Source organism: Nocardia concava NBRC 100430 (assembly GCF_000308815.1).
Lineage (GTDB): Bacteria > Actinomycetota > Actinomycetes > Mycobacteriales > Mycobacteriaceae > Nocardia > Nocardia concava.
Map to the genome: position 1 here is coordinate 34,654 of NZ_BAFX01000007.1, position 11,920 is coordinate 46,573.

Sequence of the window (11,920 nt, forward strand, 5' to 3'; positions counted from 1 at the left end):
CTGACCTGGACGCCTTGTCCCTTGCTGGACGGGAGAGCACGGTTCTGCGCTCACTCGTAATGAAAAGGTCGGGGGTTCGATTCCCCCAGGCGGCTCGGTAGGAGAGGTGAGGACCCTGTGGGTCCTCACCTCTTTTTCGTTGGGGCGACTTGTGTTCGTGGTGAGGGGAAATCTGTTCGCGGGCGGGGGGCTTTGCGAGTCTGGCGGCGTGAGTGAGAACGAGCAGGGTGCTGGGCAGGTGGCGGACGAGTCGGAGGACTTGGGGGCGCCTGCGGAGCTGGAGGTTCCGACGCTGTCGCGGCGAAAGTTGTTCGCGGGGGCCGGGATTGCGGGAGCTGTTGTCGTCGGCGGCGGGCTGGGGGCTTGGCTGACGACGCGGCGGACGCCCGGGTCGGGGCCGGTGAATCGGGCGCTGAAGATCGGGTTCGGGGGTGGGATCTGTGAGGCGCCGCTGTTCGCGGCGGTGCACCAGGGGATCTTCGAGAAGCACGGGCTGAAGGTCGAGGTGATCAAGACCGGGTCCGATGAGATCAAGGACGCGGTCGGGGCCGGGAAGCTGGATGCCGCGCCGGGGATCTTCTTCTCCTGGTTGAAGCCGATCGAGCAGGGGATCGACGCCAAGCTGGCGGCGGGGCTGCACGAGGGCTGCCTGCGGATCATCGTGCCGACCGACAGCCCCATCAAGTCGATCGCGGAGCTGCGGAACAAGACCATCGGGGTCGGGGCGATCGGCGATTCGTCCATGTCGTTCTTCTCGCTGGACCTGCTGGACGCCGGTATCAACCCGAGTCAGGACGTCGAGTGGCGGGTGTTTCCCGGCGACCAGCTGGGCGACGCGCTCGCACGCGGCGAGATCCAGGCGGTCGCGGGCAGCGATCCGAACGCGCTGCTCCCGACGCTGAAGGGCAAGGCGCGGGAGCTCACGAATAATCAGCAGGGCGCGAATCGCGAGCTGTTCTGCTGCGCGACCGCCGTCAACGGAAAGCTGCTTCGCGAGGATCCGGATACCGCGCGGGCGTTGGTCACGGCCTGGGCGGAGGGCAGCCGCTGGGTCGGGGCCAATCTGAGCCGGACCGCTGCGCTCGAGGTGGACAACAAGTACGTGGCGGCGGATCTGACGGTCGTGGAATCGACGCTGAAGACCTACGGCTACAACCCGTCCGCGGTGAAGTTCAAGCCGGAGATCACGCCGGGCATCGAGAAGTTCGCCAAGACCGGATATCTGGATCGGAAGACCGATGCGCGGCGGCTCGCCGACAAGGTGTACGCCGATCTGGGGTTGACGTGGTGACGACCGCTCCGGCGGAAACCGTTGCGGGCCAGGAGAAGACGGCAGTGCCGGTCGCTACGGCGGTCCGGTACCCGCCGACCATCGGGTTCGTGACGGCCTGGTCGCTGTGGGTGCTCACGGCGGCCGTGACGCTGCTGGTGCCGGATCGGCTCACGGCGGCCGCGCCGACGGCTGCCGGAATCATCTTCGCGACAACTGCTTTCGGGTTGACGGGCTGGGCGGTCATCGCCTTCAACAGCCGCGCGGCCACGGTACGGTTGCGGCACTGGACGCCGTGGATCGGCGTGGTCGCCGCGTGGATCCTGGTGTGGGAGTACAGCACCGCGAAGACCGGCTGGCTCGAGCCGCCGCATTTCGCGTCACCGCAGCAGATGCTGCTGGTGTTCTGGGAGGACGGCGGCCTGCTGGTGTCGTGCACCTGGCATTCGCTGTTGCTGCTGGTGACGGGATTCTCGATCGGCGCGGTGAGCGGGCTGCTGACCGGGATCGCCACCGGATGGTCGAAAAACGTTGCGTACTGGACACATCCGATACTGCTGACGCTCGGGCCGGTACCGCCGGCCACCATTCTGCCGCTGGTGTTCATCCTGTTCCCGAGCACCTATCTCGGCAGCGTCTTCATGGTGGCGCTGGGCGTGTGGTTCCCGGTGTCGTTCCTCACCCGGGTGGGCGTCTCGGGGGTGGCGCGCGGATATTTCGATGTGGCGCAGACACTGGGCGCGTCGAATCGCTTCCTGATCTGGCGGGTCGCGGTGCCGGGTGCGCTGCCGAGCATTTTCACCGGCCTGTTCATGGGATTGTGCTCATCGCTGACGGCGCTGGCGGTGGCGGAACTGCTCGGCGTGAAGAACGGGCTGGGCTGGTACATCCAGTGGACCAAGGGCTGGGCCGCCTATCCGCGCATGTACGCGGCGATCGTGATCATGATCGTGGTGTGCTGCACCGCGATCGTCGGATTGCTCCGGCTGCGCAATCGCGCGCTGGCCTGGCAGAAGGATCTGGTGCGATGGTGAGCGACGGGATCGCGATCGATATCGACGGAGTCTCACACCAGTTCTCGGTGGCGGGGCCGCGCAAGCGCACCGTGCTGGATCGGGTGCTGGGCCGACCTGCGCCGGTGCCGACCCGTGCGCAGGAACTGGGGCGGCTGCGGGTGCTGACCGATATCTCGCTGCGCATCGAGCCGGGGCAGTTCGTGGCCTTGCTCGGGCCGTCGGGATGCGGGAAGTCGACGCTGCTGCGCCTGCTGGCCGGACTGGAACGGCCGTCGCGGGGCACCCTGGTCGCGGACGGGCAGGCCATCACCGGACCGGATCCGCACCGGGCCTTGATGTTTCAGGATCCGACCCTGTACCCGTGGCGGACGGTAGAGCAGAACGTGGCGCTCGGACCGCAGGCGCGCGGTGCACTGGACGCCGAGCGGATCACCGAGGCGCTCGAACTCGTTGGTCTGCAAGGGTTCCGGGATTCCTATCCGGCGCAGCTGTCCGGCGGCATGGCCCAGCGCGTGGCGCTGGCGCGGGCACTGGTGAATCAGCCCCGGCTGTTCCTGCTGGACGAACCCCTGGGCAAGCTGGACGCGCTGACCCGTGCCACGCTCCAGGGCGAGATCACGCGGCTGTGGGAGCGTGACCGCTTCACCGCCGTGCTGGTCACCCACGATGTCGACGAGGCGCTGCGGCTGGCCGACCGGGTGGTGGTGTTCACGCCGCGGCCCGGAAAAGTGGTGCGCGACTTGGCGGTCGAGCTGCCGCGTCCGCGTGACCACGATGATCCCGAGTATCTACGACTGCGCCGAGAGCTGTTCACCGCGCTCGGCGAGACAGGCAGGGCTGCCGCATGACCGGTGTTTCCACGCGGACCGCGGGCGTGTTCGACTCCGTCGCCGACGCCATCGGGCATACGCCGCTGGTGCGGCTGAACCGGGTGACCGACGATATCCGGGCCACCGTCTACGTCAAGCTCGAATACCTGAATCCCGGTGGGAGCGTGAAGGATCGGGCCGCCCTCGGCATGCTGCTGGCGGCCGAGCGGGACGGGGAACTGCGACCCGGCGGCACCGTGGTCGAGGCGAGTTCGGGCAATACCGGACTGGGCCTGGCCGCGTTGGCGGCGGCGCGCGGCTATCGGACGGTGGTCGTTGTGCCGGACCGGGTGAGCCAGGAGAAGAAGGCGCTGCTGCGGGCGCACGGGGCCGAGGTGCACGAGACGCCGGGGCTGCGGCCGGTGGATCATCCCGAGCATCTGCGGTCGGTCGCGTTGCGGCTGACCGCGGAGATTCCGGGGGCGTGGTTCGCCGGGCAGTACGACAATCCCGCCAATCCGGCGGCGCACCGGGCCACCACCGGACCCGAGATCTGGGGGCAGACCGACGGGCGCGTCACGCATTTCGTGGCGGGCGTGGGCACGGGCGGGACCATTACCGGGACCGGCGAGTACCTGAAGGAGGCGTCCGGCGGCGCCGTGTGGGTGATCGGGGCCGACCCGGTGACCTCGGTGTACGGCGGCGGCGACGGGCGGGTCTGGTACGTGGAGGCGGTCGGGCACTTCCTGCATCCGGAGACCGCGGTCGACGAATGGCCGGAGTCGTATCACACGGATGTGGTGGACGCGATCGAGCGGATTCCCGATGCCGAGGCGCTGCGAGTGCTGCATCGGGTCGCGAGGGAAGAGGGCCTGCTGCTGGGTGGTTCGTCGGGGACGGCCATCGCGGCGGCGCTGCGGATCGCGCGGACGCTGGGGCCGGAGGATGTCGTGGTGGTCGTCGCGCCGGACTCGGGGCGGGCGTATCTGTCGAAGTACTACAACGATGAATGGCTGGGGAGCTTGGGATTCCCGCTCACCGGCGAGGTCGAGGGGCCGACCATCGGCGCGGTGGTGAGCGAACTCGATCGCGACGCCGATCTGGCGGCTGTGCCATCCGGCGCGACCGTCGCCGAGGCGCGAGCGCTGCTCGGTGACGGTGCGGCATTGCCGGTGGTGCTGCAGCGCAGCGCATCCGGTCCGACCGTGGTGGCCGAGGTGCTCGGATCGATCACCGCCGCCAGCGTGGCCGCCGCACCCGCTACCGATTCGGTCTCCACGCATCTCGACGCGGCATTGCCGTTCGTCGGCACGACCGAACCGCTCGCGCGGGCACTCGCCCGTCTCGCCGATCATTCCGGGCCGGTCGTCATCGCACACGAGGGCCGCGCCATCGCGGTCGTCGACCGCGCACGGCTCTACGAACACACAGAACAGAAAGAAACACAGTGACATTCGCACGTTTGACCGCCGCCGCGACCCTCGTCGCGGGACTCGGACTCCTGGGAGCCGGGACGGCCGCGGCGCATGTCGGGGTCAGCGCGCCCGAGGCCGAGCCGGGCGGGTTCGCGGTGGTGACGGTGCGGGTGCCGACCGAGTCGGCGACCGCGGGCACCGTGAAGCTGGAAATCACGCTGCCGCAGGATCATCCGCTCGCGGTCGTGCGCAATGAGGCCATTGCCGGATGGGACGTGACGCAGAAGCGCGCCACCCTGGCCACACCCGTGGACAACGGGCACGGCGGCAAGGTCACCGACTATGTCTCCAGCGTCACCTTCACCGCGAGGGACGGAGTCTCGATCCGACCCGGCGAGTTCGGGGAGTTCAAACTGCAGGTGGGGCCGCTGCCGCACACGGCCGAAATCGCGTTCCCGGCCATCCAGACCTACAGCGACGGCAGCGTGGTGTCCTGGATCGAGCGATCCTCCGACGGCACCGCGCCCGACAAGCCCGCCCCGGTTCTGAAACTGTCGGCCGCACACGATGGTGCGCACGGCCAGCCGACCGCCGCGCCGGAAGCGGTAGCAGCCCATCGGGATTCGCGCGTCCAGCGCCGACTGGCCGAGGTGGCCCTGGTCGTCGCCATCGGTGCGCTGGCCTTGTCCGCCGCACCGAAGTTCCGGCGTTTCCGCACTCGGGAATGATCGCGAGACGGGCAGTCGTCGCGCTGCTGCTCGCCCTGGGGCTGGGGCTGATCGGCCTGTTCTCCGGCGCCGCACCGGCATTCGCGCACGCGGTGCTGGTGGGCAGCGATCCCGGATACGGGGCGATGGTGGAGCACGCGCCCGCGCGAATATCGATCACCTTCGACGAACCGGTGACGGCGGCGCAGAACGCGGTCACGGTCACCGACCGCGATGGGGCGCGCGCCGATGTCGATGCGACCGAGAGTTCCGACGGCGGCCGGACGATCGTGGTACCGCTGCGATCCGGCCTCGCCGATGGGACCTACCTGCTCGGCTGGTCGCTACTCTCGGCCGACGGTCATGTGGTGGCGGGCTCGATCGTCTTCGGGATCGGCGTCCCGCCCGACCTGACGGTCACGGCCGCCCCGCCCGATCCGCTGATCGCCGCGCTCGACGTGGTGGTGCGACTGCTGGCGGCGCTCGGCTACGCGGGAATCGCATTGGCCGTGGGCATTCCACTCGCGACACGGCTGGTGTGGCCGAATGCGGCGCGGGAAAGGGCGATCGCCCAGCTTGTTCGCCTCGGCGCGACCACCACCGTCGTCACCGCGCTGGCGACCTTCGCCGTCCTCCCCGGGCGACTCGGGGGTGCGGCGGGCTGGGGCGAACGAGGGGTCTGGATACAGTCGGCGACCTCACTGGTCGGCGCGGCGCTGCTGGCCAGGGCCGTGGGCGCGTCAGCCCTCGCATACTTCGCGACCGCACCGGGGAGGCTGGCGGGTTGGGCAACGTGGAACCACCGGCAGGCACCGCCGAGCAGCCGTATCGCTCCGGCGCGAGTCCCGGGTGTGATGGAGTTCGCCGGTGGCGGGGTCGTGGTGCTGTCCACGGTGGCCTCGGGTCATGCGGTCGCCGGTGAATACCGCTGGGCAGCAGTGGCTTCCGGCGTATTGCACGTGACGGCCATGGCGCTGTGGATCGGTGGTGCAGTGCTGGTCGGGTTGGCATGGCGCACGCCGCGCCGCGCCGAGGTGGTGGCGAGGTTTGGGCCGGTCGCGGCCGGGGCGGTGGGGGCGCTGGTGGTCAGCGGGACGTTCCAGAGCTGGCGTGCGGTGAGTCCGGTCGCGGCGCTGTGGCATACCTCGTGGGGGCTGCTGTTGCTGGTGAAAGTCGCGCTGGTCGCGATCGCAGTGGGAACGGCGATGGTGGTGCGGTGGATCGCGGCCGCCGGCCCGGATACGGGCTCGGCGAGGCGGTTTCGCCGGTGGGGGTCGGCGCGAGCGAGTAGCGGGCCGTGGGCGGTGCGTGTCGAGCTGGGAGCTCAGGTCGCGGTGCTGCTGGTGACCGCGTTGCTGACCGGGGTCGCGCCCGCGCGGGATACCTACGATCCGCCAGTGCGGCTGGATGCGGTGGTCGGGCCGCTGCGGGCCGAGGTCGACGTGGACGGAGCGCATACCGGGCAGCAGGAAATCACTGTGCGGCTGCGTGATTCGGCGGGGACGCCGGTCGACGCGTTGGAGGTCACCGGGCGGCTGGAGCGGACGGACGGCGGGATCGGGCCGGTCGAGGTGGCGTTCCGGCGGGTGGAACCCGTTGAGCTGGGGCCCGATTACTTCGTGTCCCAGCCGGTACGGGTTCCGCTCGCCGGGGAGTGGCGGCTGCGGCTGACCGTGGTGGCGGATCGGACGAACGGATTCGCCGCCACGGTGCCGTATCGGGTGTGGTGACCGGTCAGGAGACCAGACCGCGGCCGGTGGTGAGGGGGAGGTCCATGGCGGTCAGCAGGCCGGGCCGGGCGGCGACGACCGCCGGGACGGCGCTGACCAGGCGGGCGGCGGTGCCGACGATGCCCGCCTCGGCGTGATCGCCGTTGCTGTAGAGCTGGAGGTCGAGGATGTAGTCGGGCTCGCCCTTGACTTCCACTCGGTAGCAACCCTTTCCGGCCGGTTGCGGCCAGTCCGGGGCCAGGTCGGGATGCAGGCGGGTGGTGTGTTCGAGGGTGAGGATCTCGCGGCCCTTGCTGACGCCGTGCACCTGGAAGCGCAGGGCGGCGGCGGTGCCCTCGGCGATGGTGTGACTGCCCACCTTCAGCTCGTCGGTGGCGGGAAGCCGCTCGAAATGCTGTGTGACGGAGTCGAGTTCGATATCGAGGGCGGCGGCGAGCTGCCGGATGACACTGCCCCAGGCGAGGGTGAGGACGCCCGGCTGCAGGAGCAGCGGGAGCTCGTCCAGCGCGCTGCCGAAGCCCATGATGTCGAACAGGACCTTGGGATTGTCGTAGGTGGAGTAGTCCATCACCTCCGAGCAGATGATCTTGTCGATGCGCTCGGAGCCGCTGGACAGCAGCAGCGGCAGCCAGTCGTTGGCCCAGCCGGGATCGATGCCGTTGACCCACAGCGAGGCGCCGCCCTCGGTGGCGGCCTCGATGATCGGGGCGATGGCCTCGTCGGGCAGGGTGCCGTAGGGGAATTGCAGGAAGACCGGGCTGCTGGAGATGACATTGATGCCGGCGCGCAGGAAGGTCTTCAGATCCTCCACCGCCTCCATGAGCCGGTCGTCGGCCATGGCGGTGTGGACGATGCAGTCGGGTTTCAGGGCGAGCAGCGCGGCGGCGTCCTGGGTTGCGGTGACGCCGATTTCGCGGTCGAGACCGGCCAGCTCACCGGCGTCCTTGCCCGCCTTCTCGGCGCTGGAGACCCAGATGCCGACCAGTTCGAGTTCGGGACGGGCGATGATGGAGCGCAGCGTGCGTCGGCCGACATTGCCTGTGCTCCACTGGACTACGCGATAGGTCATGGGAAAGCTCCTGCGGTGCGGTGTATTACAGGTCCGGGATGGGGAGATCCAGGTTCGGCGAATCGATGCCGCCGTCCACCTCGAGCACCTTGCCGGTGACATAGCCGCCCGCGCGCGAGCTCAGGTAGACGATGGCGGCGGCGATCTCCCACGGCTCGCCGAGGCGATGCAGCGGGGTGGCGTCCTCCATCTGCTTCTTGATCTCCGGTTGCTGCGCGACGACTTCCAGCGCCGAGGTGAGCACCGAGCCGACCGCGATGGCATTGACGCGAATGCGCGGGGACAGATCGGTGGCGGCCAGCCGGGTCCAATGCGCCAGGGCGGCCTTGGCGGTGCCGTAGGCGAGGAAGCCGCGACCGGCCGAGATGCCCATGCGGGAGGAGATGTTCACGACCGAGCCGCCGTCGTTCTTCAACATGTGCGGCACCGCGGCCTGGGTCAGGGCGTGCGCGGTGGAGACGTTGAAACGGAATGCCTCTTCGAGGAATTCGGTGCTGGTGGTGAGGAAGGTGTTGGGCATGGTGCCGCCGACATTGTTGACCACGATGTCGAGGCGGCCGAGTTCGGCGGCGGCGGTCTCGGCCAGGGCGGTGACGGCGGAGAGGTCCGACAGGTCGGCGGGGACGGTGACCGCGCGGCGGCCGAGGGCGCGGATCTTGCCCGCCACCTCGTCGAGCTGGGATTCGGTGCGGGCCGAGATGGCCACGTCCGCACCGGCTTCGGCCAGGGCGAGGGCGGTGGCGGCGCCGATGCCGCGGCCCGCGCCGGTCACGACGGCCACGCGGCCGTCCAGTCGGAAGGTGTCCAGGATCATCGCGAATTCAGTCCTTCTGGGTGACGACAGTCACAAGGAGCTTTAAGCAATAATTCTTAACCGTCAAGGATGAGTTCTTTATGCGCTGGTGAACGGCTATCGTGCAGGCTGTGGGAGTTACCGACGCGCGGGAGCGCATCATTCTCGCGGCGGAGCGCTTGATCGCCGAGCGCGGGCAGGCGGTGCCGCTGCGGGATATCGCCGCGGCCGCCGAGCAGCGGAACAATTCGGCCATCCAGTACCACTTCGGGAATCGCGACGGGCTGATCCTGGCCGTGGTCGAATACCGGCTGGCCACCCTCGAGGTGCGGCGGCTGGAACTGCTCGCCGAGCAGGCGGGCGCGGGCGCGACCGGAGTGCACGATCTGCTCGAGGCGCTGGTCATTCCCATGCTGGAACTGAGCGACCGGCACGGAATCCACTACTACGCACGGTTTCTCGAACAGATCCACACGCATCCGGCGGTCAACGACGCCGCCAATCTGGAGTCCGCGCGGCGCACGTCGGTGCGGGTGATCATGCGGCAGCTGGAGCGGGAACTCACCGAGCTGCCGAAACGGTTGCGGTTGCGGCGATTACGGGCGCTGCCGTCGGTGCTGTTCGCACTGCTGGCCGATCATGAGCGCGCGGTGGAGGCGGGGCGCGTTACCGCGGGCGACGTGGCGGCCTGGGGGGAGATCGTCGACATGCTCGCCGGGGTGCTGACCGCGCCGGTCGTCGAACGCTCGGTGCGGTGAGATTCCGCCGGTGCGAAGTTCGGTGCGACCTGGCAGGTGGGCGGTGGTGCCGCTACCGTTGATGGTCGTGGATACCACGGCAGCGGCACTCGAATCGCCCACTCGCCCGCGGTGGCTCGGCGTCGGGCTGCCGCTGCTCGCGGGTGGCGCGGTCGCCGGTGGGCTGGCGCTGCTGCACTTCCGGGATCCCCATGTGTCGGGTGCGTACGGGTACTGCCCGTTCTATGAACTGACCGGATGGTGGTGCCCCGGCTGCGGTGGACTGCGCGGGCTGCACAACCTCACCGAAGGGCATGTGCTCGACGCCATTCACAGCAATATCCTGTTGCTCCCGCTGACATTGGGCTTCATCGCCTGGTGGGGGACCTGGCTGCTGCGCGGCTGGCGCGGCAATCCGAAGCCGCCGCGACTACCGCAGGTCCTGCCCAAGTCGGCGATGTGGCTCGCGCTCGCCTTCCTCATTGTCTTCACGGTTGTGCGGAACACGCCGTGGGGAAGTTGGATAGCGCCGGTTTAGGCGGGGCATGCTCAGCACATGAGCTCACTCAAGGAACGCGTGCGCGAGAAGCTGGTTCGTCAGCTGTCCGAGGACGGGCCCCCGGATCCGGATCAGGACGACACCCGGCAGGTCTCGGTCCAGGACGACCTGGACCTGCTGGATGCCGTGGCCGATGACGATCCGCTGATCGAAGAGCTCGCGGCGCGATACCTGGTGGCGTAGCTCAGAATCCGCAGGGCGCGGCGCCCTCGGCCGAACTGCCGAACGGACGGGTCTCGGGAACCGGGTTCCAATGTCCTTCGGTGCGGGCGTAATTCCAGGTCGGGCCCTTTACGACCAGGGTGGCGACGGCGTCGATCAGACGGTCGACGTCGGCGGCCGTGGTGCCCAGGCCGATGCTGGCGCGCAGAGCGGCGTCGACGCCGAGGCGGGACAGCAGCGGGTGGGCGCAGAAGCGGCCGTCGCGCACGCCGATGCCGTGCTCGGCGGAGAGGTAGGCGGCGACCTGGCCGGGCTCGAAGCCGTCGATGGTGAAGGCGACGATGCCGACGGCGTCGGTGCTGTCGCGGAAGATGCGCAGGAAGTTCACGCCCGGAACGGTTTTCAGGCCGTAGCGCAGGCGGTGGGTCAGGTACTGCTCGTGCTCGACGACGGTGGTCTCGTCCAGCTCGGCGAGGGCATCGCAGGCGGCGGCCAGGGCGGCCACGCCCAGCACGTTCGGTGAACCGGCCTCGTGCCGCTGCGGCGCCGGGGCCCAGTCGACGCCGTCGGTGGTGACCGAGCGGACCGCGCCGCCGCCGGCCAGGTAGGGCTCGGCCGCGTCCAGCCAATCGCGGCGGCCGACCAGGACGCCCGCGCCGAACGGGGCGTAGGCCTTGTGGCCGGAGAAGGCCAGGTAGTCGATGCCGGTGGTGCGCAGATCGATACGGCGGTGCGGGGCCAGCTGGGCGGCGTCCACCAGGATGCGGGTGCCGCACTGGTGCGCGATCCAGGCCAGCCGCTCCAGCGGCAGCAGTTCGCCGGTCACATTGGACGCGCCCGTGACCGCCAGCAGCGCAGCGGGTTTCGAGCACAGCTCGGCGACCAAGCGCTGAATGGTCTCCTCGATGGTGTCGGCGACCGGCACCATCCGGCGGCCGTTGCGGGTCCAGGGCAGGAAGTTGGCGTGGTGCTCGACATCCAGCACCACGGTGTCGCCGGGGACGCACGAGGCCAGCAGGTTCAGCGAGTCGGTGGTGTTGCGGGTGAAGACCACGACCTGGTCGTCGGCCGCGTTCAGGAACCGGGCGACCGAACCGCGGGCCAACTCGTAGCAGTCGGTGGAGACCCGGGAGGCGTAGCCCGCGCCGCGGTGCACGCTGGCGTAGAACGGCAGCAGCTCGGCGACCCGATCGGTGACCTGCTTCAACGCGGGTGCGCTGGCGGCGTAGTCGAAGTTGGCGTAGCCGATCGTCCCGCCCTGGACCAGCGGCACCCGCAGGTCACAGCCGGAAACGGTGGCGAGGGGGGCACAGGTCTGTTCGGCGAATGCGGTCATCACGAAATCCCATCGGGTTCATGGACACGCGATCGAAGAAAGGGGTCGATCGAGAGTCCGCGCTTGCCGCACCCGGTCGGGCGTCGGCCCGGTCGTCACCCGGAGCACCCCACCGCGGAGGAGGGTTGCCGACCAGCTAGCCGGGGCTTGACGCTGGTACTCATGACCTGATTTGAGAGGTTGGCAGATCGGCCCGGTGGTTGTCAACCCCGGCCCGGGGTGTGACGAACGGCACGGGTGTCCCGGAAAAATCATCCGAAAGTTGGATCGGGTGGGCCGCAAAGTTCGAATCGCGAGATCGTTGCTGAGGCGTACGG

The 11,920-nt window shown here is 69.3% G+C and carries 12 protein-coding genes and 1 riboswitch; of the genes, 9 read left to right on the plus strand and 3 right to left on the minus strand.

Translation table 11 applies throughout. The features are described from left to right. Positions 1-208 precede the first annotated feature (208 nt). From ON43_RS01930 to ON43_RS01955, 6 genes are read left to right on the plus strand one after another with little or no spacing between them, the layout of a single operon-like run. Positions 209-1,291, plus strand: coding sequence for an ABC transporter substrate-binding protein (locus ON43_RS01930; protein WP_157513872.1), 1,083 nt, complete (start codon positions 209-211; stop codon positions 1,289-1,291). After that, complete coding sequence (locus ON43_RS01935; RefSeq protein WP_040802952.1) at positions 1,288-2,304, plus strand: ABC transporter permease; 1,017 nt, start codon at positions 1,288-1,290, stop codon at positions 2,302-2,304. The genes ON43_RS01930 and ON43_RS01935 overlap by 4 nt, the downstream gene beginning before the upstream one ends. After that, the gene (locus tag ON43_RS01940; protein ID WP_083913097.1) at positions 2,298-3,134 is read left to right on the plus strand and encodes an ABC transporter ATP-binding protein; all 837 of its coding nucleotides are present in this window, start codon (positions 2,298-2,300) and stop codon (positions 3,132-3,134) included. Before ON43_RS01935 ends, ON43_RS01940 begins: the two co-directional genes overlap by 7 nt. Further along, on the plus strand, positions 3,131-4,546 hold the full coding sequence (locus ON43_RS01945) for a PLP-dependent cysteine synthase family protein (protein WP_040802808.1): 1,416 nt from the start codon (positions 3,131-3,133) through the stop codon (positions 4,544-4,546). The genes ON43_RS01940 and ON43_RS01945 overlap by 4 nt, the downstream gene beginning before the upstream one ends. Then, on the plus strand, positions 4,543-5,238 hold the full coding sequence (locus tag ON43_RS01950) for a YcnI family copper-binding membrane protein (protein ID WP_040802810.1): 696 nt from the start codon (positions 4,543-4,545) through the stop codon (positions 5,236-5,238). The genes ON43_RS01945 and ON43_RS01950 overlap by 4 nt, the downstream gene beginning before the upstream one ends. Continuing rightward, positions 5,235-6,947, plus strand: a complete 1,713-nt coding sequence (locus tag ON43_RS01955) for a copper resistance CopC/CopD family protein (RefSeq protein WP_040802812.1) — start codon at positions 5,235-5,237, stop codon at positions 6,945-6,947. Before ON43_RS01950 ends, ON43_RS01955 begins: the two co-directional genes overlap by 4 nt. A 4-nt stretch (positions 6,948-6,951) precedes the next feature. Here ON43_RS01955 and ON43_RS01960 read toward each other — a convergent pair whose 3' ends face one another. After that, positions 6,952-8,016 (minus strand): NAD(P)H-dependent amine dehydrogenase family protein, encoded by a 1,065-nt coding sequence (locus tag ON43_RS01960; RefSeq protein WP_040802814.1) that lies wholly within the window; start codon positions 8,014-8,016, stop codon positions 6,952-6,954. A gap of 25 nt (positions 8,017-8,041) precedes the next feature. Next, the gene (locus ON43_RS01965) at positions 8,042-8,830 is read right to left on the minus strand and encodes an SDR family oxidoreductase (RefSeq protein WP_040802816.1); all 789 of its coding nucleotides are present in this window, start codon (positions 8,828-8,830) and stop codon (positions 8,042-8,044) included. 110 nt (positions 8,831-8,940) lie between these two features. Here ON43_RS01965 and ON43_RS42085 point away from each other — a divergent pair, with 110 nt between their 5' ends. From ON43_RS42085 to ON43_RS01980, 3 genes are all read left to right on the plus strand, one after another. Then, the gene (locus ON43_RS42085) at positions 8,941-9,567 is read left to right on the plus strand and encodes a TetR/AcrR family transcriptional regulator (RefSeq protein WP_051177786.1); all 627 of its coding nucleotides are present in this window, start codon (positions 8,941-8,943) and stop codon (positions 9,565-9,567) included. Between the two features lie 67 nt (positions 9,568-9,634). Then, on the plus strand, positions 9,635-10,084 hold the full coding sequence (locus tag ON43_RS01975) for a DUF2752 domain-containing protein (protein WP_040802955.1): 450 nt from the start codon (positions 9,635-9,637) through the stop codon (positions 10,082-10,084). A gap of 18 nt (positions 10,085-10,102) precedes the next feature. Next, the gene (locus ON43_RS01980; protein ID WP_040802818.1) at positions 10,103-10,288 is read left to right on the plus strand and encodes a hypothetical protein; all 186 of its coding nucleotides are present in this window, start codon (positions 10,103-10,105) and stop codon (positions 10,286-10,288) included. Between the two features lies 1 nt (position 10,289). Here ON43_RS01980 and ON43_RS01985 read toward each other — a convergent pair whose 3' ends face one another. Then, a complete protein-coding gene (locus tag ON43_RS01985) occupies positions 10,290-11,603 on the minus strand; it encodes an aminotransferase class V-fold PLP-dependent enzyme (protein WP_040802821.1) in 1,314 nt (437 codons plus the stop codon). A gap of 54 nt (positions 11,604-11,657) precedes the next feature. Then, positions 11,658-11,771: riboswitch (SAM riboswitch) on the minus strand. Between the last annotated feature and the right edge of the window lie 149 nt (positions 11,772-11,920).

Coding starts and splice junctions, on each gene's coding strand:
- ON43_RS01940 (WP_083913097.1), top strand. CDS start 2,298: ATGGTGAGCGACGGGATCGCGATCGATATCGACGGAGTCTCACACCAG.
- ON43_RS01945 (WP_040802808.1), top strand. CDS start 3,131: ATGACCGGTGTTTCCACGCGGACCGCGGGCGTGTTCGACTCCGTCGCC.
- ON43_RS01955 (WP_040802812.1), top strand. CDS start 5,235: ATGATCGCGAGACGGGCAGTCGTCGCGCTGCTGCTCGCCCTGGGGCTG.
- ON43_RS01960 (WP_040802814.1), bottom strand. CDS start 8,016: ATGACCTATCGCGTAGTCCAGTGGAGCACAGGCAATGTCGGCCGACGC.
- ON43_RS01965 (WP_040802816.1), bottom strand. CDS start 8,830: ATGATCCTGGACACCTTCCGACTGGACGGCCGCGTGGCCGTCGTGACC.
- ON43_RS01980 (WP_040802818.1), top strand. CDS start 10,103: ATGAGCTCACTCAAGGAACGCGTGCGCGAGAAGCTGGTTCGTCAGCTG.
- ON43_RS01985 (WP_040802821.1), bottom strand. CDS start 11,603: ATGACCGCATTCGCCGAACAGACCTGTGCCCCCCTCGCCACCGTTTCC.